Origin of the sequence: uncultured Pseudokineococcus sp., from assembly GCF_947495735.1 — a bacterium.
Classification (GTDB): domain Bacteria; phylum Actinomycetota; class Actinomycetes; order Actinomycetales; family Quadrisphaeraceae; genus Pseudokineococcus.
The window spans coordinates 64,661-85,184 of record NZ_CANMAA010000005.1; the positions used below are offsets into that span (position 1 = coordinate 64,661).

Annotated in this window: 19 protein-coding genes; 9 read left to right on the forward strand and 10 right to left on the reverse strand. The window is 76.7% G+C overall.

Features of this window, described 5'->3' with window-relative positions:
* Positions 1–108 precede the first annotated feature (108 nt).
* The 6 genes from Q0848_RS09110 (at position 109) to Q0848_RS09135 (ending at position 7,069) form a co-directional block, all read left to right on the forward strand.
* Positions 109–2,181, forward strand: a complete 2,073-nt coding sequence (locus tag Q0848_RS09110; RefSeq protein ID WP_299036793.1) for a hypothetical protein — start codon at positions 109–111, stop codon at positions 2,179–2,181.
* Between the two features lie 27 nt (positions 2,182–2,208).
* On the forward strand, positions 2,209–2,988 hold the full coding sequence (gene sigM, locus Q0848_RS09115; protein WP_299036794.1) for an RNA polymerase sigma factor SigM: 780 nt from the start codon (positions 2,209–2,211) through the stop codon (positions 2,986–2,988).
* Positions 2,985–4,094: a hypothetical protein gene (locus Q0848_RS09120; protein WP_299036795.1), complete on the forward strand. Its 1,110-nt coding sequence runs from the start codon at positions 2,985–2,987 to the stop codon at positions 4,092–4,094. The genes sigM and Q0848_RS09120 overlap by 4 nt, the downstream gene beginning before the upstream one ends.
* Positions 4,095–4,273: 179 nt before the next feature.
* Entirely contained in the window at positions 4,274–5,287 is a 1,014-nt protein-coding gene (gene trxB / locus Q0848_RS09125; protein ID WP_299036796.1) for a thioredoxin-disulfide reductase, read from the forward strand.
* Between the two features lie 88 nt (positions 5,288–5,375).
* Positions 5,376–5,699: a thioredoxin gene (gene trxA / locus Q0848_RS09130; protein WP_299036798.1), complete on the forward strand. Its 324-nt coding sequence runs from the start codon at positions 5,376–5,378 to the stop codon at positions 5,697–5,699.
* Positions 5,700–5,905: 206 nt separating this feature from the next.
* Positions 5,906–7,069, forward strand: a complete 1,164-nt coding sequence (locus Q0848_RS09135; protein WP_299036799.1) for an N-acetylmuramoyl-L-alanine amidase — start codon at positions 5,906–5,908, stop codon at positions 7,067–7,069.
* Positions 7,070–7,111: 42 nt separating this feature from the next.
* On the opposite strand, the gene Q0848_RS09140 is transcribed toward Q0848_RS09135, so the two are convergent.
* The 10 genes from Q0848_RS09140 to rpmH all read right to left on the reverse strand — a co-directional run bounded on the left by Q0848_RS09140 (position 7,112) and on the right by rpmH (position 15,067).
* Complete coding sequence (locus Q0848_RS09140) at positions 7,112–7,804, reverse strand: GNAT family N-acetyltransferase (protein WP_299036800.1); 693 nt, start codon at positions 7,802–7,804, stop codon at positions 7,112–7,114.
* Between the two features lie 121 nt (positions 7,805–7,925).
* Positions 7,926–8,120, reverse strand: a complete 195-nt coding sequence (locus Q0848_RS09145; protein WP_299036801.1) for a hypothetical protein — start codon at positions 8,118–8,120, stop codon at positions 7,926–7,928.
* The gene (locus Q0848_RS09150) at positions 8,117–9,235 is read right to left on the reverse strand and encodes a ParB/RepB/Spo0J family partition protein (RefSeq protein ID WP_299036802.1); all 1,119 of its coding nucleotides are present in this window, start codon (positions 9,233–9,235) and stop codon (positions 8,117–8,119) included. Before Q0848_RS09150 ends, Q0848_RS09145 begins: the two co-directional genes overlap by 4 nt.
* Positions 9,236–9,270: 35 nt before the next feature.
* Complete coding sequence (locus Q0848_RS09155; RefSeq protein ID WP_366146512.1) at positions 9,271–10,191, reverse strand: ParA family protein; 921 nt, start codon at positions 10,189–10,191, stop codon at positions 9,271–9,273.
* Between the two features lie 1,093 nt (positions 10,192–11,284).
* The gene (gene rsmG, locus Q0848_RS09160) at positions 11,285–11,920 is read right to left on the reverse strand and encodes a 16S rRNA (guanine(527)-N(7))-methyltransferase RsmG (protein ID WP_366146513.1); all 636 of its coding nucleotides are present in this window, start codon (positions 11,918–11,920) and stop codon (positions 11,285–11,287) included.
* Positions 11,921–12,069: 149 nt separating this feature from the next.
* Complete coding sequence (locus Q0848_RS09165) at positions 12,070–12,678, reverse strand: R3H domain-containing nucleic acid-binding protein (RefSeq protein ID WP_299036805.1); 609 nt, start codon at positions 12,676–12,678, stop codon at positions 12,070–12,072.
* Between the two features lie 148 nt (positions 12,679–12,826).
* Positions 12,827–14,059: a membrane protein insertase YidC gene (gene yidC / locus Q0848_RS09170; protein ID WP_299036806.1), complete on the reverse strand. Its 1,233-nt coding sequence runs from the start codon at positions 14,057–14,059 to the stop codon at positions 12,827–12,829.
* 120 nt (positions 14,060–14,179) lie between these two features.
* The gene (gene yidD, locus Q0848_RS09175) at positions 14,180–14,464 is read right to left on the reverse strand and encodes a membrane protein insertion efficiency factor YidD (RefSeq protein ID WP_366146514.1); all 285 of its coding nucleotides are present in this window, start codon (positions 14,462–14,464) and stop codon (positions 14,180–14,182) included.
* Positions 14,465–14,535: 71 nt separating this feature from the next.
* On the reverse strand, positions 14,536–14,922 hold the full coding sequence (locus tag Q0848_RS09180) for a ribonuclease P protein component (RefSeq protein WP_299036808.1): 387 nt from the start codon (positions 14,920–14,922) through the stop codon (positions 14,536–14,538).
* Between the two features lie 7 nt (positions 14,923–14,929).
* Positions 14,930–15,067 (reverse strand): 50S ribosomal protein L34, encoded by a 138-nt coding sequence (gene rpmH / locus Q0848_RS09185; RefSeq protein WP_299036809.1) that lies wholly within the window; start codon positions 15,065–15,067, stop codon positions 14,930–14,932.
* 610 nt (positions 15,068–15,677) lie between these two features.
* On the opposite strand from rpmH, the gene dnaA reads away from it, so the two are divergent.
* The 3 genes from dnaA to gnd all read left to right on the forward strand — a co-directional run bounded on the left by dnaA (position 15,678) and on the right by gnd (position 20,455).
* Positions 15,678–17,081 (forward strand): chromosomal replication initiator protein DnaA, encoded by a 1,404-nt coding sequence (gene dnaA, locus Q0848_RS09190; protein WP_366146515.1) that lies wholly within the window; start codon positions 15,678–15,680, stop codon positions 17,079–17,081.
* A gap of 997 nt (positions 17,082–18,078) precedes the next feature.
* The gene (gene dnaN, locus Q0848_RS09195; RefSeq protein ID WP_299036811.1) at positions 18,079–19,221 is read left to right on the forward strand and encodes a DNA polymerase III subunit beta; all 1,143 of its coding nucleotides are present in this window, start codon (positions 18,079–18,081) and stop codon (positions 19,219–19,221) included.
* Positions 19,222–19,411: 190 nt separating this feature from the next.
* Positions 19,412–20,455 (forward strand): phosphogluconate dehydrogenase (NAD(+)-dependent, decarboxylating), encoded by a 1,044-nt coding sequence (gene gnd, locus Q0848_RS09200; protein WP_299036812.1) that lies wholly within the window; start codon positions 19,412–19,414, stop codon positions 20,453–20,455.
* The last annotated feature ends 69 nt before the right edge of the window (positions 20,456–20,524 follow it).

Genomic DNA, 20,524 nt, shown 5'->3' on the forward strand with positions numbered 1-20,524 from the left:
GCAGGACGGCGCCTAGCCTGGCGAGGGCCGCCGGCGGGTCCGGGCGGCACGGGTCCCCGACGCACGCGGGGGGGCGCGCAGGGCGCCGGACGACGGAGGTGGCAGCAGGTGGAGGCAGCAGTCGCGCTGGCGGAGGGCGGCGCCCTCGCGGGGCGGTACCGGCTGGACCGGCGCACCGGGGGCACCGCGCCCGCGGGCGCCGGCGCTCCTGCCGGCAGCACGCAGACGTGGCGCGGGCACGACCTCGTGCTGGACCGCCCGGTGGAGCTGCTGGCCGTGGCCGGCGGCGCCGAGGACGTCGTGGACGCCGCCCGCCGCGCCGCCCTGGTCGACGACGTCCGCGTCCTGCGCGTGCTCGACGTCGGGGACGACGCCGGCTGGGCCTTCGTCGTCACCGCCTCGGTGCCCGGGGAGAGCCTCGCCGCGCTCGTCGAGCGCTGCGGGCCGCTGCCCGCCCCGCTCGTGCGCACGCTGGTCGGGGAGGCGGCCCAGGCGCTGGAGCGCGCCCGCGCGCTCGGGCTGCACCACCGCCGCCTCAGCCCCTCCTGCCTCCACCGCGCCGCCGACGGCGGGGTCGTGGTGACGGGCGTGGAGGTCCGCGCCGCCGTCGACGAAGGCGGGCCGGCGGGGGCGCCCGCGGGCGACGTCGACCCCGGGGTCGCCGCGCGCGCCGACGCCGTGGCCCTCGTCGCGCTCGTCTACGCCGGCCTCACCGGGCGCTGGCCCGGTCCGCTGGGCGGCGAGGAGGCGGTCGACCCCGCCGGCACGGACGACGCCGACGGCCGCGCCCTGCCACTGGCCCCGCGCGTCGACGACGGACCCGTCCCGCCCGGCGACCTCGTCGACGGCGTCCCCGCGGACCTCGACGTGCTGTGCGCCGTGACGCTCGGCCCCCACGAGGACGGGCCCCGCACCCCCGGGGAGCTCGCCGAGCAGCTGGCCCCGTGGGGCTCGCCCTACGGCGACGGCCGCCCCGGCGGCGGAGGCCGGCGGGAGCTCGCCGAGCTCCTCGGGGCCGGGGTGCCCGCGGCGCGGCGCCACGGCGGTACGGGCAGCAGCCCGGCCCCCCGGGCGGCGGGCGGCCCCGGGGAGGGGTCCGGGGACGGGCGTCCCGAGGACCGGTCCGCCGCGGACGACGTGGCTGAAGGCGAGCGCGTCCAGGGCGAGCGCGTGGGCCGGGACGGCGCCGCGGTGCCCGTGGGAGCCGTGGCCGCCCCCGCGGGGGCGGGCGTCGTCGCCGCGGGGGCTGGCGCCGTCGCCGCGGCCGCGGTGCCCGGCGCGGTGCCCGGCGCGGTGCCCGGCGGCGTCGGACGACCGCGCGCGGTGCGCCGACCGCCGCAGCCCACGGGCGGGGGCGCCGTCCCGGGCGGGCGGTCCGCGCCGGGCGAGTCCGGGGCGGGCCCGGGCGCAGGAGCCGGCGGCGGGCCGGGAGCCGGCGGCGGGCACGGCGGCGCCGGTGCCGGCGACCCCGGCGCCGCGGACGACCGCGGGGGGCCGCGCGCCGGCTCGACGGCGGCCGCCGCACCGGCCGAGCGGCCGGCGCGCGTCCAGACGGCGGTGGTGCTCGTCCTCGTGCTGGCCGCCGTCGCCGCCGCGCTGCTGCTCGCCGTCGGCGTCCTCACCGACCTCTGGGGCGGGGACGACGGGGCGGCACCGCCGCCGGTCGCCACCGCCACGGCGACGGCGACGCCGGAGGAGGAGGTCGCCGAGGAGGCGGGAGAGCCCGAGCCCGAGCCCGGCCCCGAGCCGTCGTCCGCCCCTGCAGTCGCGTCCGCGCAGTCGCTGGACCCCCTGGGCGACGGCGAGGAGGGGGACGCCTCGGTCGACGACGCGCTCGACGGGGACCCCGGCACCGCCTGGACGTCCTCGACCTACGCGACGGCGGCCCTCGGCAACCTCAAGGAGGGCTTCGGGTACGCCCTCGACCTCGGCCGGGCGTCGACCGTCTCGGCCGTCACGCTCACCACCGCCGGCACCGGGGGGACGGTCGAGGTCCGCACGGCGCCGGGGGCCGAGCTCGACGGCTCCGAGGTCGTGGCCACGGCCGAGCTGACGGGCGACGCGACGGAGGTCGTGCTCCCCGAGCCCACCTCGACCCGGCACCTGGTCCTGTGGTTCACGAGCCTGCCCGACGTCGGGGACGGCTACCGCGTGGAGATGTCCTCGGTCCAGGTGCGGTGAGCCCCGTGGGCGGGGGGTGACCCGGTCGTGAGCGCGGAGCCGCGGAGCCCCGGGCCCCGGGAGGACCCCCGCGACGACGCCGAGCTCCTGCGGGCCCACCTCGCCGGGGACGGCGACGCCTTCGGCGAGGTGGTGCGCCGTCACGCGCCGCGGCTGTGGGCCGTGGCCCTCGGCGTGCTCGGGGACCGCGAGGAGGCCGCGGACGCCGTGCAGGACGCCCTCGTGTCCGCGCTGCGGGCGGCGGGCTCGTTCCGCGGCGACGCGGCGGTCACGACCTGGCTGCACCGCATCGTCGTCAACGCCAGCCTCGACCGCCTGCGGCGCGCGCGGGTGCGGCGCACGGTCCCCCTGGACGCCGAGGGGCCGGGGAGCGGGGCCGCCGGCCCGGCGGTGGAGCGCCTCGCCGCCCGGGGCGACGCGCACGCCGCGGTCGACCTGGAGGTCGACGTCGGGGCGGCGCTGGCCGAGCTGCCCGAGCACCAGCGCGCCGCCCTGGTGCTCGTCGACCTGCAGGACCTCCCCGTCGCGGAGGCGGCGGCCGTGCTCGGCGTGGCCGTCGGCACGGTGAAGTCCCGCTGCGCGCGCGGCCGCGCGGCCCTGGCGGTGCTGCTGCGCGCCCGGGGGCTGGACCCCCGCCGCGGCAGCGGGCCCTCGCCCGCCCCCGCGGCCCCGGACCTCGCGGGGAACCGCACCGGCGCCCGCGACGTCCGAGAGGTCGGGACGGCGACCGGAGCTCCGCACCGCCGTCCCCCCGCCGCGCCGCACGTCGACCCCGCCGCCCGCGCCCACCCCGAGGAGGTGCCGTGACCCGCCCCCGCCCCCCGCGCGACGAGGACCCCGACGAGGGCGGGCACGACCCCCGCGGAGGTCGGGGCTCCGAGGACGGGAGGGGCGGCGACGCCGGGACGAGCGGCGGCGGAGCCGGGCGCGGACGACCCGCCGGGGACGCGCCGGGGGAGGACGCACCGGGGCGCGGGGACCACCCGAGCGAGGAGGCGGTGGACGCGCTGCTGGACGTCGACCTCCACGAGGTGCGCGACCGCGGCGGACGGGGTGGCGACGGGCCGCCCCCCGAGGCGCTGACGGCGGCGCACGTCCTCGCGTGCGAGCGCTGCCAGGCCGTCCTCGCCGACATGCGCGGGGTGCGCGGCCTGCTGCGGCGCCAGGGCTCCGGCACCCCGCCGCCCCCGGACGACCTGGCTGCGCGCATCACCGCCGCGGTGGCCTCCGACGCCGCCCGCGAGCGCCGCGCGGTCCGGGCCCGGCGCCGTCGCAGCGCGCTGGCCCTCGCGGCGTCCGTCGCGCTGGTGGGCGGGCTGGGCACCGCGCTGGCGCTGGAGGTCCGCGAGGCGCAGACGGGCGGCGCGGACATCGCCTCCGGCGGTGGGGCCGCAGGTGGTGGGGCCGGTCGCGGGGCCGGCGCAGCGGCCGGCGACCCCCTGGTGGTCGCCTCGGGCACCGACTACGCGCTCGGCTCCCTGGGCGACCAGCTCCGCGCCGTCCTCGACGACCCCGCGAGCGCCGGCGCGAGCAGCGGCGCCGGCGTCGGGCCCGGAGGGCCCTCGGACGGGCCGGACCGCTCGGCCGGCGCGGAGCCCGACGCGGCTCCGGCGGAGCCGCGCGACGGCGGGACGCCCGCCGCGGCCGAGGCGGCCGGTGCCGCTCCGACGGCGCCCAGCGGCCTCGCCCTGCCCGCGGACCTCGACCCGTGCCTCACGGCGCTCGGGCGCCCGGACGCCGAGGTCGTGGCGGTCGACACCGCGCGGTGGGAGGGCCGTCCGGCCGACGTCCTGGTGCTGCACGAGAGCGCCCCCGACCCCGGCTCGGCGTCGGGGCTGGCCGTGTGGGTGGTGCGCCTCGGCTGCCGCGGCGGCCAGGACGCCCTCCTGCACTACGAGGTCGTCGAGCGCTGACGGGGTCGGGAACAGCCGCGTCGGCACGTGGCGTTGAGCCGGTCGACCGACGCACCACCCGGCAGGGGCCGTGCGGCGGCGGTGCCTGGGAGGATCCGGGACCGCAGCCCGGCGCGGCGGGCCCGGGGATCGTCCCGGCCGGCCCGACCCGCCACCGACCAGCGAGGAGCGCAGACAGCGTGAGCGACGACGTCCGCAACGTGATCATCGTGGGCAGCGGCCCGGCCGGCTACACCGCGGCCATCTACGCCGCCCGAGCCAACCTCGCACCGCTGGTGGTGGCCGGCTCGGTCACGGCCGGCGGCGCGCTCATGAACACCACGGAGATCGAGAACTTCCCGGGCTTCCCCGACGGGCTCATGGGGCCGGACCTCATGGACAAGATGCAGGCCCAGGCCGAGCGCTTCGGCTCCGAGGTCGTCTTCGACGACGCCGCCGAGATGCACCTCGAGGGCGACGTCAAGACGGTCGTCCTGGGCAGCGGGGAGGTGCACCGCGCCCGCACGGTGATCCTGGCGCTCGGCTCGGCCTACCGCGAGATCGGCCTGGAGAACGAGAAGCGCCTGTCCGGCCGCGGCGTCAGCTGGTGCGCCACGTGCGACGGGTTCTTCTTCAAGGACCAGGACATCGCCGTCGTCGGCGGCGGCGACTCCGCGGTGGAGGAGGCCACCTTCCTCACCCGCTTCGCGCGCTCGGTCACCCTCGTGCACCGCCGCGAGGAGCTGCGCGCCTCGAAGGTCATGCAGGACAGGGTCTTCGGCAACGACAAGATGCGTTTCGCGTGGAACACCGAGGTCGTGGACGTCCTCGGCCAGGACAAGGTCTCCGGGCTGCGCGTGCGCAGCACCGAGGACGGCACCGAGCGCGACCTCGACGTCACCGGCCTGTTCGTCGCCATCGGCCACGACCCCCGCGTCGACCTGGTCAAGGACCAGGTGACGATCAACGACCACGGGTTCATCGACGTCCAGGGCCGGTCCTCGCGGACCAACCTCCCGGGCGTGTTCGCGTGCGGCGACGTCGTCGACCACGAGTACATGCAGGCCATCACCGCGGCCGGCAGCGGCTGCACGGCCGCGCTGGACGCCGAGCGCTACCTCGCCGAGCTGGGTGACGCCGGGGGCCCGAGCCCGGACGCCAGCCTCATCGAGGCCAAGCCGGAGATGGCCGGCACCGCGGGCAACCGCCCCTGAGCGCCCGGACCTCGACAGCCACCCCCAGCAGCGCCCCGGCGCCCCCGGGGTCACCGCTCCCCCAACCCCGCACCCCCGAGGAGACACCGTGAGCACCAAGCCGGTCACCGACGACACGTTCGACGCCGAGGTCCTGAAGGCCGACAAGCCCGTCCTCGTCGACTTCTGGGCCCCCTGGTGCGGCCCCTGCCGCCAGGTCTCCCCGATCCTCGAGGAGCTGTCGACGGAGTACGCCGACAAGATCGAGGTCGTCAAGGTCAACACCGACGAGAACCCCCGCATCGCGGCGAGCTACGGGATCACCTCGATCCCCACGCTGAACGTCTACTCCGGCGGCGAGCTCGTGAAGTCGCTCGTCGGCGCCAAGCCCAAGCCCGCGCTCGTCCGCGAGCTGTCCGACTTCCTGTCCTGACGACGGCGCCCCCACGGGCGCCGCAGCGCACCCCGTCCGCTCCACCGGGCGCGGGACGACGGCTCTCGGCCCTACTGGGCCGGGAGCCGTCGTCGTCCCCGGGGGCCTCCGGCCCCACCGGCGTGGTACCAACTCCCTCCGGCCCGCAACACGCGCGACCCGCCGGCGGCCCGCCGCCCGCGACCCGACCGCCCCAGGAGGCTCTCGTGACCGGTCCCCAGCACCTCCTGCGCCGCGGCGACGCCGGCCCGCGCGTCGCGGCCCTGCGCGAGCTGCTGGACCGCGCGGGCGCCGGCGGCGCCGCCGCCCGCCAGGGCGAGGAGGAGCTCTTCGACGGCGCGCTCGAGCAGGTCGTGCGCGCCTTCCAGCAGGACCGGGGACTGCGGGCCGACGGCGTCGTCGGGCCCCAGACCTCCCGGGCCGTCGACGGCGCCCGGTGGCGCCTCGGGGACCGCGTGCTGCGCTTCGTGCCCGGCCACCTGATCCACGGGGACGACGTCAGCGCCCTCCAGGACAGGCTCCTGGCGCTCGGGCTCCTGGACGACCGGCGCGACGGGCGCTACGGGCCGCGCACGGAGGCCGGCGTCCGAGAGCTCCAGCGCAGCACCGGGACCGCTGTCGACGGCGTCCTCGGCCCCGAGACGCTCGAGGCCCTCCGGCGCCTGGACCGCTCCGTCGGCGGTGGGGACGCCAGCGCCCTGCGCGACGCCGAGCGCACCGCTCAGGCCCGGCGCCGCCCCTCCGGGCGGGTGGTCCTCGTCGACCCCGCCCACGGCGGCGCGGACCTCGGGTCGGTCGGCCACGGGCTGGACGAGGCCGCCGTCGTCCTCGACCTCGCCCAGCGGCTGGAGGGCAGGCTGGCGGCTGCCGGGACGACCGCGGTGCTCTCCCGCGGGGCCGAGCAGCGCCCGGCCCCCGAAGAGCGCGCGGAGCTGGCCGAGTCCGTCGGCGCCGACGTGGTGGTCTCGCTCCACTGCGACGCGCTGGTGCGCCCGGGCGCCGACGGCGCCGTCCCCGGCTCTCCGGCCGCCGGGCTGGCCACGTTCTCGTGGGGGTCGGGCCCTTCCCGCTCTGCGGAAGGCGCGCGCCTGGCCGGCCTCGTCCACCGCGAGCTCCTGGCGAGGACGGACCTGGCGGACTGCCGCACGCACACGTGGAACACCGACGTGCTGCGGATGACCCGGATGCCGGCCGTGCGCGTCGAGCTCGGCTACCTCACGTCCCCGGACGACGCCGCGCGCCTGGCCGACCCGGCCTTCCGGGACCGCTGCGCCCAGGCCCTGGCCGCCGCCGTGCACCGCTTCTTCCTCCCCGACGACGAGGACGTGCCGACCGGCGTCCTGCCGGTCGTCGCCGCGCCGGGCGGCTGAGGGAGCGACCGCCTCGGGGGCGCCGCGCCGGCTCGCCGCTCGCTACCCCAGTGCGGGGACGCGCAGCTCCGCCAGGATGCGGTCCAGGGCGCGCTCGACGTCCTCGCGCCAGGCGAGGGCCGTCCGCAGCTCGAGGCGGAGGCGGGGCCACCGCGGGTGGTCGCGGACGACCTCGAAGCCGACCTCGAGGAGGAAGGCCGCAGGGACGTGGCAGCCCCCGCCCAGGTGGGCCGGTGGGAGGGACTCGCCGCCCCGGCCGGCGGCGTCCCACGCGATCCCGGCGCCCTGGCTGCCTCCTGACGCGTCGTCCTCGCCCGCGTCGGCGAAGGCCTCGACCGCTCGGACACCACGACGCGTCAGGTCCTTCGCCGCCCCCTGCACCAGCATCCGGCCGAGCCCTCCGCCGCGGTGGTGCGGCAGGACACCGGCAGTCATGAGCAGCACGGCGTCGGCGCTGACCGGTGAGGTCGGGTACCCCAGCGAGCGGGGCACGAGATGCGGCGGCGCGTAGGTCACGAAGGCCGCCAGCTCCGTCCCGACGTGCGCGACGCGGCCGCACGACCCCCACTCCAGGAGCGTCCGGGAGAGCCACGCCTCCTTCTCGAGGGCCGGGTCACCGTTGCGTCGGGCCGCTGCCGCGGCGGCCTCGTCGAGCTCCCAGCGGACGCACGACCGGCACGGGTCGGGCAGCGCGGCGACGTGCTCGAGCGCCAACGGGCTGATCGACCTGCTCACGCCCACCTGCTCCCTCTCGGCTCCGCGCCCGCCGTTCGCAGCCGACTCCGGCCGCCATGTTCCACGTGGAACGCACCTCCCGCGCGGCGTCGGGACCTCAGGTCCGCCGACCCCGGACGCGTCAGCGGGGACGCCGAGGGTCGTACACGGCCTCACGGCGGCGGGGCTGCAGCAGCGCACCGACGAACGCCGCCGCTGCGCCGAGGGAGAGACCCAGGCCCACGACGGCCACCGTGTGACGGCGGCGCGCCCGCTCGAGGTCCAGCGGTGCCGGCGCGGCCAGCGGGCGCGGGCGCGGGCGCGGGCGGGACCTCACGCCGCGTCGCCCTCGTCCGCGCCCGAGACCCCCTCCACGGCGAGCACGCCGAGGATGCGCTCGAGGTCCTCGCGCCCGGCGAACTCCACCGTCATCCGCCCCTTGCGGCGACCGACGCTGATGGTGACCCGGGTCTCCAGGCGCTCGGACAGCGCCGACGCCACCGCCTCGGCGCGCTCGTCCCGCGGCGCGGCGCTGAGGCGACGACGGGGCTTGGCGACGCCCTCGCCCGTCGCCACCGCCTCCTCGGTGGACCGGACGGACAGGCCCTCCGCGACGACGCGCTGCGCGAGCCTCTCCATCGCGGCGGCGTCGGGCAGACCGAGCAGGGCACGCGCGTGGCCCGCTGACAGCACGCCCGCAGCCAGGCGGCGCTGCACCAGCGGCGGCAGCTTCAGGAGCCTCAGCGTGTTGGAGATCTGCGGCCGTGACCGGCCGATCCGCCGTGCGAGCTCGTCGTGGGTGCACCCGAAGTCCTCGAGCAGCTGACCGTAGGCCGCCGCCTCCTCCAGGGGGTTGAGCTGGCTCCGGTGCAGGTTCTCCAGCAGCGCGTCGCGCAGGAGGACGTCGTCGTCCGTGCCGCGGATGATCGCCGGCACGACCGCCAGGCCGGCGCGCTGACTGGCCCGCCACCGCCGCTCGCCCATGACGAGCTCGTAGCGGGGCCCGCTCCCGTCCTCGCTCGGCACGGGACGCACGACCACCGGCTGGAGCACCCCGACCTCGCGGATGGAGTGCTCCAGCTCGGCGAGCTCGTCCTCGTCGAAGACCTGGCGGGGCTGCCGGGGGTTCGCCCGGACGGCGTCCACGGGGATCTCCGCGAGCCGGACGCCCGGGACCTCGACCAGGTCGTCCCCCTCGGCCCGACGGGGCGACCGGTCCTGGGCCCCCACGCCGCCGGACGCCGCACCGTCCTCGGCCGCCGGGACGGCCGCTCGGTCCGCGGCGTCGCTGTCAGGCTCGGCCGCCGAGCCGTTCCACGTGGAACCGGCGTCCTCGACGGGGGTCGCCGGTCGCGCCACCGGGAAGAAGACGTCGTGCGGGCGCTCACCCTCGGGTGCCGTGGGGATGAGAGCTCCCAGGCCGCGCCCGAGGCCCCGTCGTCGTTCCGTCATGCTGCTCAGACCGTCCTGCTCGTCGGGTGTCGACCTCAGCGCGCGCTAGGGGCCGGGGCGAACCGCTCGGCCAGCTCCTGCGCCGCGGCGAGGTACGACAGGGCCCCACTGGACCCAGGGTCGTAGGTCATCACGGTCTGCCCGTAGGAGGGAGCCTCCGACACGCGGACAGATCGGGGCACCGTCGTGGAGAGCACCGAGGAGGGGAAGTGCTCCCGCACCTCGTCAGCGACCTGCGCGGCCAGACGCGTCCTCGCGTCGTACATGGTGAGCAAGATGCTCGAGACGTGGAGCGCCGGGTTGAGGTGGCGGGTGATCATGTCGATGTTCTTGAGGAGCTGGCTCAGCCCCTCCAACGCGTAGTACTCGCACTGGATGGGGATGAGGACCTCCTCGGCGCACACGAACGCGTTGAGCGTCAGCAGGCCGAGGCTCGGGGGGCAGTCGACGAAGACGTAGTCGGGGACCGGCGAGCCGGTCGCCGCGCACCGCTCCAGGTACCCCCGCACGGCGCCGCGCAGCCGCGTCTCGCGGGCGACCATCGACACCAGCTCGATCTCCGCGCCGGCGAGGTCGATCGTGGCGGGAGCGCACAGCAGCCCGGGCACGTCCGGGCACCGCTGCAGGACGTCCTCGAGCGGCACCTCGTCGACGAGGACGTCGTACAGGCCGGGCACCTCGGCGTGGTGGTCCACGCCCAGGGCCGTGGACGCGTTGCCCTGGGGGTCGCTGTCCAGGACGACGACGCGCAGCCCCGCCTGGGCGAGCGCCGCCGCGATGTTCACCGTGGTCGTCGTCTTGCCGACGCCGCCCTTCTGGTTGGCGACCGTCAGCACGCGCGTGCGCTCGGGCGGTGCCAGGGGCCGGCCGCTCAGGGCGATCCGACGACGGGCGTCCTCCGCGACCGCACGCGCCAGCGGGGTCGAGTCGTCGACCTCGGGCAGCGAGCCCGCCACCTCCGCCCGCTGCGCGTCGTCTCCACCGGCGTGGACCGGGAGGCCTCCGCGGACGGGCGGGTCGGCGTCCACCGCCGCCACCGGCAGGTCGTCGTCGACCGAGGGCGCACCGGGGTTGAGCGAGGCGTCAGCGTCCACCGGTGCGGTGGGGAGGTCTTCGTCGGTCGGGTCGGCGTCCACCCGCGCGGCCGGGGCGTCCTCGTCGGTCGAGGCAGCCGCTACCGCCACGGCGGGGAGGTCTTCGTCGGTCGGGTCCGCGTCCGCCCGCGCGGCCGGGCCGTCTTCATCGGTCGGGTGGCCGCTGCTCCCACGGGCACCGCTGAGCTGGGCCTGGCCAGCGTCCTCGACCGACGCGGTGTCTCGGACGTGCGCAGCGAGGGACGTCCCCTCCGTGAGCTCGGTGGTGCCCGGGAGGTCGGCAGCGTCGTCGCGGACCTCTGGCTCCGGCTCGGCCTCCCGCTGCGGGACCCTCGCGTCCTCAGTGACCAGGTGCTCGAGGGCCGAGGGCGAGCCCGTCGAGGACTGCTCGCCGACTGAGCGGTCCTCGAGCGGGGCGACCACCGTGACCTGGTCCACGGGAGCCCGCTCCTCGAGAGCGCTCTCCTCGGGAACCCGGTCCTCGGGAAGCCCGCCCTCGACAGCCCGGCCCTCGGCCGCCTCATCCTCAGGAGCCTGGTCCTCGGCGGGGCTGTCCCCTGTGGTCAGGTCCACCAGAGCGGTGTCCTCAGGAGCGAGGTCTCCGCGCGAGTCGACCTCGGTGACCTGACCCCCGGCACCAGGACCCCCGCCCGGGAGCGGAGAGGCCGTCATGTCGCCGCGGACGTCCGCCGAGGGCTTCTCGCCGTCGGGCTCCGCTGAGCGGGGAGCCCCGTCCGCCGCTGGCACAGCGACCACGGGAACCATCCGCCGCTGAGGCGCGGCCGGCACCGTCTCGACGTCTGTTCCACGTGGAACCGCGGGCCACCCGAGCAGGCTGTCGAGCCGTCCGCTCTCGGAGCCGGGCCACCCCGGTGCCGTCGTCGTGCGCACCAGCGCCCCGCCTCCCTCTCGTCGCCGCTCGTCCTGCACGCCACGCGCCGGCGAGAGGGGCGGATCAGCCGCGTCGCCGCGCCTGCGCGCTGCGGTGCCCGACCCTAGCCCGCACCACGGTGGTGGCCTCGTCGAGCATCCCCACCCCGCAAGACAGCACCTCGGGCTCGAGGAGGCCGACGCGGCGCAGCGCCTCGGCGTGCTCCTCCACCTCAGCCGCCGCCGATCCCCCCTTGATGGCCAGCAGCTGTCCCCCGGGGCTGACGAGGGGAGCGCACCAGCGCGCGAGGCGGTCCAGCGGCGCCACCGCTCGTGACGTCACGACGTCCGCCGTCTCGTGACCGGCCAGCTCCTCGGCGCGCGCCCGGACGACTCGCACGCGCAGGGGAGGACCGACCGAGGCCTCGTCCACCGCGGCCACGGCGTGCTCTAGCCACCGCACCCGGCGCAGGGCCGAGTCGACGAGGACCAGCTCGAGGTCGGGCCGCGCCATCGCCAGCACCAGGCCGGGCAGTCCGGCGCCGCTGCCCACGTCGAGGACCACGGCCCCCTCGGGCACCAGCTCGGCGACCACGGCGCAGTTGAGCACGTGCCGGGTCCACAGGCGAGGCACCTCGCGCGGGCCGATGACCCCGCGCACGACTCCCTCACCGGCGAGCTCCCGCACGAGCAGGCGCGCCTGCGCGAGCCCCGGGCCCAGGACGCGCTCGGTGACGTCCGGCTCGGGCGGCAGCACGAGCTGATCGCCCTCCTGCCCGACCGGCGCCCCCGCTCGACCAGCGCCGATGGAGCTCGGGGCGTCGTGCCCGACGGGTCCCTCCGCCGCCGCCGCGCCCTCCGTCGGCGCGGTCAGGACGCGGCCGTGACGACGACGTGGCGGTCGGCCGACGTGCCCTCGGACTCCGACCGGAGCCCGGCCTCGGCGATGACGTCGTGGACGATCTTCCGCTCGTAGGGGTTCATCGGCGCCAGGTGGACCGCCTCGGCCCCGGCGCGGACCTGCTCCACGGCCTCGCTCGCCATCGCCGAGAGCACCGTGCGCCGCTGGGCCCGGTACCCCGCGACGTCCAGCACGAGACGGCTCCGCTCGCCGGTCCGCGCCTGCACCGCCAGCCGGGTCAGCTCCTGGAGCGCGTCGAGGACCTGTCCGTCCGGACCGACCAGCTGCCGCAGCGACCCTGGCGCCGACTCGTCCTCGAGGACGGAGACCGACGCGCGCCCGTCCTCGACGTCGATGTCCAGGTCGCCGTCCAGGTCGGCGATGTCGAGGAGCTCCTCGAGGTAGTCGGCGGCGACGTCGCCGTCCTCCTCCAGGCGAGACCGGCCGGAGGTCGCCTGCTCCCCGCCCTCGCCGACGACACCGGCGTCGCCCTCCGCCCCAGCCGCGACGGAGTCCGCCCCAGCCGCGGGCGCCTGCGCGGGGACCGCCTCGTCCTGCTCGTTCTCGCTCGTCGTCATGCTGCCTCCTGTGCTGCGCGGCTCGTCGCCGCTGGTCCTCCGGTGCGGACCCGCGCGACCCTGCCGCCCGGGCCGGTCCGCACCGGCTCGTCGTGCGCTGCCGGTACCGGGGCGGCGCGACCCGCAGGCCGCGCCGCCCGCGCCGTCGTCAGCTGTCGCGTGAGGGGCGCGCGGCGGGGCGCGAGCCCTGTCGGCCGCGCTTGCCCCCCCGCGCACCGCCCGACGGCCGGCGGTTGCCCGGGGAGCGAGCGGGACCCCCGCTGGAGCCCTTCACCGCGTCGGTTCCCGCCCCAGCCGGACCGCCCGCCGGGGGCGCCGCCGGCTCGTCACCAGCGTGACCCCCGCCCGGCGTCTGGCCCTGGGCGCCGCCAGCGGCGGGCGTGCTCCCGCTCGGCGGCTGGACCGGTGACGTCGACGGCTGCGCCCCGGCCGCTCCCGGACGCCGGTTCTTGTCCTTGCGGCGCGGCTGCACCCGCTGGCCGCGAGGCGCCTCCGCCGCGGCGGCGGGGCCGGTCGGCGCCGTCCCGGTCAGCTCGGCGACGGTGATGCCCTGCTTGCGCGCCTTGCGCTCGAGCTGCTTGGTCTCCGCCGCCGAGCCGGGCGCCGGCATGTTCCGGATGACGTAGAACTGCTGGGCCATCGACCACACGTTCGTCGTGAGCCAGTAGACGAGGACGCCGATGGGGAAGTTGACGCCGGTCACGGCGAAGACGAGCGGCAGGATGTACATGATCATCTTCTGCTGCTGCGCCATGGGGTTGTCGGCCATCGAGGCCGGCATGTTCTTGGTCATCAGCTGGCGCTGCGTGGTGAACGTCGTCACCGACATCAGCACGATGAGCAGGACGGTGACCAGCTTGGTCACGCCGTCGTCGCTGCCCAGGAAGGTGGCCGACAGCGGCGCCCCGAGCAGCGTCGAGGCCTCCGCCTGCGCCGCGACCTCCTGGGTCATGCGACCGATGGGCTCGCGGGCGCCCGACGCGATGGCGCTCAGGCCGTTGAGCACCTGGAACAGCGCGAAGAAGATCGGCATCTGCAGCAGGATCGGCAGGCAGGAGGCGAAGGGGTTGGTGCCGGCCTTCTTGTAGGCCGCCATCGTCTCCTCGGTCATCTTCTGCCGGGAGGCGGGGTCGGTCTTCCCCTTGTACTTCTGCTGGATCTTGCGCACCTCGGGCGCGACCAGCTGCATGCCCCGCGACGCCTTGATCTGCTTGACGAACAGCGGGATCAAGACGACGCGGATGACGACGACGAGGGCCACGATCGACAGCGCCCACGTCCAGCCGGACGTGGCGTCCATGCCGGCCGAGGTGAGCAGGTCGTGCGCCGTCACCATGATCCAGGCGACGACGTACTCGATGGGGCGGAGGAAGTCGAGCATGGGCTCCTGCCGTGTGGGCGTGGGGCCGGGCCGGCCCGGTGCGGGGCGGTCTGCCGGGTCTGTCGTCGTGCGGGTCGGGCCGTGCGAGGCGCCTCACGGGTGAGGCGACACCTACTCCTCTCAGGGAGGAGGACTGGTGGTGCCGGTCCGGGAGAGCCGTGACGGCTCGCCGAGCGGCTCCTCGGGGGCTGGCTCGCCCCGCTCCCTCCGAGGGACGTGGTCGACGCCGCCCGGGTTCCACGGGTGGCACCGCAGCAGGCGCCGGGTGGTGAGCCAGCTCCCGCGGAGAGCTCCGTGCTCGCCGAGCGCCTGGACGGCGTAGGCGGAGCACGAGGGGTAGAAGCGGCAGACGGGCGGGTACCAGGGGGAGACCACCAGCTGCCACGCCCGCACCAGGAGCACCAGCGCGAGACGGGGCCACTCGCGGGGGCTCCTCGCCGTCCGCGGCGCGGGCGCTCCCGGGGCGCGGGTCGCGCTCACCGCGCGCCCCCCGCCCGCCGACGGCGCTGCGCCGTGCGCAGACCCCCGTCGAGGTCCGCTGCGAGCTCGTCGGTGGTCGCGCGCGCGGACGGCGGCAGGGCGCGCACCACGAGCTCGCTGCCGTCGGGGAGGACGTCGAGCCGGTCCGCCACGAGGTGCCGGAGCCGCCGGCGGACGCGGTTGCGGACGACCGCGCCGCCCACGGCCCTCGACACGACGAACCCCGCCGCCGCGGGCTGCGGTGGCGGGGTCGGGCCGTCCTCCTGGACGCCGGTCGGCGTCACGAGGTGGACGACCAGGGTCGTGCGGCCCGCCCGGGCGCCGCCGCGCACCGCGCGCCCGAAGGCGTCCGCGGTGCGCACACGACGTCCGGGCGGGAGCACGGCCCGCTCAGGCGGACAGCTCGCCGCGGCCCTTGCGGCGCCGGGCGGCGAGGATGGCGCGGCCGGCGCGGGTGCGCATGCGCAGGCGGAACCCGTGCGTCTTCGCGCGTCGGCGGTTGTTCGGCTGGAAGGTGCGCTTGCTCACGTCTGCTCCACGGTGTCTGGCGCGCTGCCGGCCAGCGCACGGAGGTCTCTGGTCAGCGCGCCGACCCCTCCGCAGGAGGCTCCCTCTCACGAGGGGCTCGGGCGGTGCGGAGGTCGGGCCCAGACCGCATCACGGTAGGTGGACGCTGCTGCTCCGGTCAAACGGCAGCGGCGGGCAGCGGCGCGGCGCCGGGCGGCCAGCGGCGCTGCGGGAGAGCCCCCGGACCGGTCGCAGGAGCAACGCACGATCATGCGGTCCCGGGGGGTAGTGTCCGCGCACCGACACGCCGGTGGTCCGTGCCCAGGTGCGCCAGACGCCCCCGAGCCGCCACCCGGGCGGGTCGGCGGACGTGGCCGGGACGGCGCGGGGGCCGCAGGTCGACCGCGCCCCGGTGTGCTACCCACAGGTGTGGACAAGTCTGTGGACCGTCCTCGCGGCGCCGGTCGTCGCACTGCAGGATCACCTGGTCGCCACCCCTGAGCGGGGCTGCGTCAGCACCCGCCCCGTCCGGGGCGGGCCGCACGAGCACCGCGGTCGTCGCACGAGGAGGAGGCGCGTGAGCACGGACAGCACCGGCCAGCCCGACCTCCCGCTCGCCTGGGCCAGGGCCATGGGCCGCTTCCGGGAGGACGAGCGCATCACCGCGTCCAACCTGGGGTTCCTGCGCCACACGAGGCCGCTCGGGCTGCTCGACGGCACGCTGCTCCTCGCCGTCCGCGACGAGCTCACCAAGAACGTGCTCGAGCAGCGCGTCCGGGACGTCGTCGTCGGCGTGCTCGGGGACGAGCTCGGCCGGCCGGTGCGCCTGGCGATCACGGTGGACTCCTCCCTCGACGTCGACGCCCTGGACGTGGACGCGTCCGACGACGCGCCCGACGGCGACGACGACGAGCCCGGGGCCGCGACGGTCGGGGGACCGGTGGAGGAGGCGCCGTCACCGGTGGCCGTCCGCCCCCGCGACCCCAGCCGCCCGAGCGAGCCCACGCGCCTGAACCCGAAGTACACCTTCGACACCTTCGTCATCGGCGCCTCCAACCGCTTCGCGCACGCCGCCGCGGTCGCCGTGGCCGAGGCGCCCGCGAAGGCGTACAACCCGCTGTTCGTCTACGGCCAGTCCGGGCTGGGCAAGACGCACCTGCTGCACGCCATCGGCGACTACGCCGCGAAGCTCTACCAGGGCGTGCGCGTGCGGTACGTGAACTCGGAGGAGTTCACCAACGACTTCATCAACTCCATCCGCGACGACAAGGCGTCGGCGTTCCAGCGCCGCTACCGCGACGTCGACGTGCTGCTCATCGACGACATCCAGTTCCTGTCGAACAAGGTGCAGACGCAGGAGGAGTTCTTCCACACCTTCAACACGCTGCACAACGCCGACAAGCAGGTCGTGGTCACCAGCGACCTGCCGCCGAAGCAGCTGTCCGGCTTCGAGGAGCGCATGCGCTCCCGCTTCGAGTGGGGGCTGATCACCGACGTCCAGCCCCCCGACCTCGAGACCCGCATCGCCATCCTGCGCAAGAAGGCCGCCGGCGACGACCTCTCGGCGCCGGACGACGTCCTCGAGTTCATCGCGAGCAAGATCTCCACGAACATCCGCGAGCTCGAGGGCGCCCTGATCCGGGTGACGGCGTTCGCCAACCTCAACCGCCAGGGCGTGGACCTGCCGCTGGCCGAGGTGGTGCTCAAGGACCTGCTCACCGACACCGGCACGGGCGTCATCACCGTGGCCACGATCATGGCCCAGGCGTCGGACTACTTCGGCGTGACGATGGAGGACCTCGGCGGCGCCTCGCGCTCCCGGACGCTGGTCACCGCCCGCCAGACGGCCATGTACCTGTGCCGCGAGCTCACCGACCTGTCCCTGCCCAAGATCGGGCAGGCCTTCGGCGGCCGCGACCACACCACGGTCATGCACGCCAACCGCAAGATCCGCGAGCAGATGGCCGAGCGCCGCTCGACCTTCAACCAGGTCACCGAGCTGACCAACCGGATCAAGCAGCAGCACCGCGCCTGATCGCCCGGCGCCCACCAGCCCGTCGCAGACGGCGATCCTCCCCGGGGCACCCCGAGGGCAGACGCACGACGACCCACCCCCACGACGCCCGCCTGCAGGGCGAGCAGGCGACGCCCCGTCCCCCGGCCGACGACCCCAGCCGAGGTCGCAGCTCGGCCCGAGCGCGGAGGCGACATCCCCACGAGCGCGCGGGCGGGTGGCCTCCGGGGCACGTGAGGCGAGCGTCTCGAGCGGGGCGCAGCGCCCGCACGAGCGCGTAGCCAGTGCCCCGGAGGGCGCCCGCCCGCGCGCGCCCAGCCACACCGGTCGCACGGCCAGGCCGCCGCACCCGTCGCACGGCCACGCAGCCACACCCGTCGCACGGCAGCAACCACGCCACCCGCGCGGAGCACGAGGTCCTCCGCGCCCGCGCGCCCACCCGGCGACGGCACCCGACCCCGCCGCGGACCCCTCGAGCGGCCCTCGAGGACTCCTTCGGGACCCCCCAGGACGGGCCCCCAGGACGGGCCCCCAGGGGCCCCGCACCCAGTTCTCACAGGTGTGCACAACCCTGTGGACATCTGTGGAGATCCCCCCGTGCGCGTCCACACCCCCGTGGACGGAGCAGACGCGCCGCTGCGGCGTGCACAGCCGCGCGGGTCGGGCTCGGGCCGCCGCCCCCACGCCGTCCCCCGGGCGCCACGCGGCGCGACCTGGGAGTTCGCCTCGTCCTCCACAGCGTCCACAGCGCCTATGACGAGGACGAGCCTCCCCGGATGAGACTGGTCCGCGCACAGCTGGTGGGGGGCCGATCTGGGGACAGCGCCTCGCGGACCCGGTCGGACCGCGAGGCCGAGAGCCCGGGACGGATGCCCGGCTTGGGACGCCCCAGAGGACTCGCGGGCCGCGGGAGGCCCGTCTGCCGTAGGGTCGGCGACCGCGCCCAGCGTCCGCCGGGCAGCACCAGCGGACGCACGCCCGCCGCACCAGCGGGGGCGCCGAGGAGAGGGCGGTCGACGTGAGGTTCAGGGTCGAGCGGGACGTGCTCGCCGAGGCGGTCACCTGGACCGCCCGCTCCCTCCCCACCCGTCCGCCGGTGCCGGTCCTCGCCGGACTGGTGCTCGACGCGGACGCCGGCGGGACGCTCGCCCTGGCGGGCTTCGACTACGAGGTGTCCGGCCGGGTCGAGGTCGCCGCCGACGTCGAGGAGGCGGGCCGCGTGCTCGTCTCGGGCCGCCTGCTGGCCGACATCGCGCGGAGCCTGCCCAGCCGGCCCGTCGAGGTGGTCAGCGAGGGGTCGAAGGTCACGCTGACGTGCGGGGCGAGCCGCTTCCAGCTGCTGACCATGCCCGTCGAGGAGTACCCCGCGCTGCCCGTGATGCCCGACTCCAGCGGGGTCGTGGCCGGTGACGTGCTCACCCAGGCGGTCGGCCAGGTCGTCGTCGCCGCCAGCCGCGACGAGACCCTGCCGATCCTCACGGGCGTCCGGATGGAGATCGAGGGGGACCGGCTGACCCTGCTGGCCACCGACCGCTACCGCCTGGCGATGCGCGAGCTGCCGTGGACCCCGGCCTCCCCGGGCGCCTCCACGACCGCGCTCGTCCGGGCTCGCACGCTCTCGGAGGTCGCGCGCTCGCTGGGATCGGGCGGCGGCGAGGTCGTCGTGGCGCTGTCGGACGGCTCCGGCAGCTCGGGCACGGCGATGATCGGCTTCGAGGCCGGGGGCCGGCGCACCACGTCGCTGCTCGTGGACGGCGAGTACCCCAAGGTCCGGTCCCTGTTCCCCGCCGAGTCGGCCGTCCGCGCGGTCGTCTCCCGCGAGGAGCTCGTCGACGCCGTGCGCCGCGTCTCGCTCGTGGCCGAGCGCAACACCCCGGTGCGCCTGTCGTTCAGCGAGGGCCAGGTCGTGCTCGAGGCCGGCGCCGGTGACGACGCGCAGGCCAGCGAGGCCCTGCCGGCGACCCTGGACGGGGAGCCGCTGGAGATCGCCTTCAACCCGGCGTTCCTGCTCGACGGGCTGGGCGCCCTGCCGACGCCGCACGTGCGGCTGTCCTTCACCCAGCCCACCAAGCCGGCCGTCCTGACGGGCCAGCCCGAGGCGGAGGGCGACGACGACCCCGGGTACCGCTACCTCCTGATGCCGGTCCGGATGGCCGGCTGACCCCGTCCCCGAGCGGCGGCTCGCACGCGGGCGCGCCAGGGTGGGTGTCGTGCGCGAGGCGCCCCCGGACCAGACGTCCGAGCGCCGCCCCCCGGGGCAGCCCGCGGGCGCGCACCGAGCAGACGGCACGCCAGGCAGCCCCGGCAGCACCGAGGGGCTCGAGCACCGCGGCAGCGGTGGGAGGAGCGGCATGAGCGAGAGCACGAGCACGAGCGGCAGCACGACCCCGGTGCACCACCTGGGCATGGTCGGCCTGGGGCGCATGGGCGGCGGGATGCGCGACCGCCTGCGCGAGGCGGGCCTGGAGGTCACCGGCTACGACCGCGACCCCGACGTCACCGACGTCGAGAGCCTCGAGGCGCTGGTGGCGGCGCTGCCGGCGCCGCGCGCCGTGTGGGTCATGGTCCCGGCGGGGGCGGTCACCCACGGCGTCATCACCGAGCTCGCCGGCCTCCTCGAGGAGGGCGACCTCGTCGTGGACGGCGGCAACTCGAAGTGGACCGAGGACGAGGAGCACGCCCAGCAGCTCGACGCGAAGGGGGTCCGCTTCGTCGACTGCGGCGTCTCCGGCGGGGTGTGGGGGCTCGAGGTCGGCTACGGGCTGATGTGCGGCGGCGCCGCGGAGGACGTGGAGCGGATGCTGCCCGTCTTCGACGCGCTGCGTCCGGAGGGCCCTCGCGAGGAGGGCTTCGTCCACGCCGGCCACGTCGGTGCGGGGCACTACGCGAAGATGGTCCACAACGGCATCGAGTACGGCCTCATGCAGGCCTACGCCGAGGGCTTCGAGATGCTGTTCGCCAAGGACATCGTCACCGACGAGACCGGCTGCTTCAAGGCGTGGACGCGCGGCACCGTCGTGCGCTCCTGGCTGCTGGACCTGCTGGTCCGGGCGCTGGAGTCCGACCCGGGCCTGGGGAACATCAAGGGCTACGTGGACGACTCGGGCGAGGGTCGCTGGACCGTCCAGGAGGCCGTGGAGAACGGCGTCCCGGCGCCGGTGATGTCCGCCGCCCTGTTCGCGCGGTTCAGCTCGCGCCAGGACGACTCGCCGGCGATGAAGGCGGTCGCGGCGCTGCGCAACCAGTTCGGCGGGCACGCCGTGCAGACGGCGGGTCCCAGCTCCGGCGGCGGTGACACCCCCGAGAGCGAGCAGGGCGCGACGACCGGTGACGAGACCGACGCCGCCCACGCGGGACCGACGTCGGGCACCTCGGACGTCGACCACCAGGCGTGAGGCAGGTCGGGACCTCGCGGGCCGTGCGCCCGCGAGGTCCCGGGGAGCGGGGCAGCAGGAGCGGAGCGG

What these genes read in the sequence shown, in the direction of transcription:
- Q0848_RS09150 (WP_299036802.1), bottom strand. Translation starts at nt 9,235, where the DNA reads ATGACGGAACGACGACGGGGCCTCGGGCGCGGCCTGGGAGCTCTCATC.
- Q0848_RS09165 (WP_299036805.1), bottom strand. Translation starts at nt 12,678, where the DNA reads ATGACGACGAGCGAGAACGAGCAGGACGAGGCGGTCCCCGCGCAGGCG.
- yidC (WP_299036806.1), bottom strand. Translation starts at nt 14,059, where the DNA reads ATGCTCGACTTCCTCCGCCCCATCGAGTACGTCGTCGCCTGGATCATG.
- dnaA (WP_366146515.1), top strand. Translation starts at nt 15,678, where the DNA reads ATGGGCCGCTTCCGGGAGGACGAGCGCATCACCGCGTCCAACCTGGGG.
- gnd (WP_299036812.1), top strand. Translation starts at nt 19,412, where the DNA reads ATGAGCGAGAGCACGAGCACGAGCGGCAGCACGACCCCGGTGCACCAC.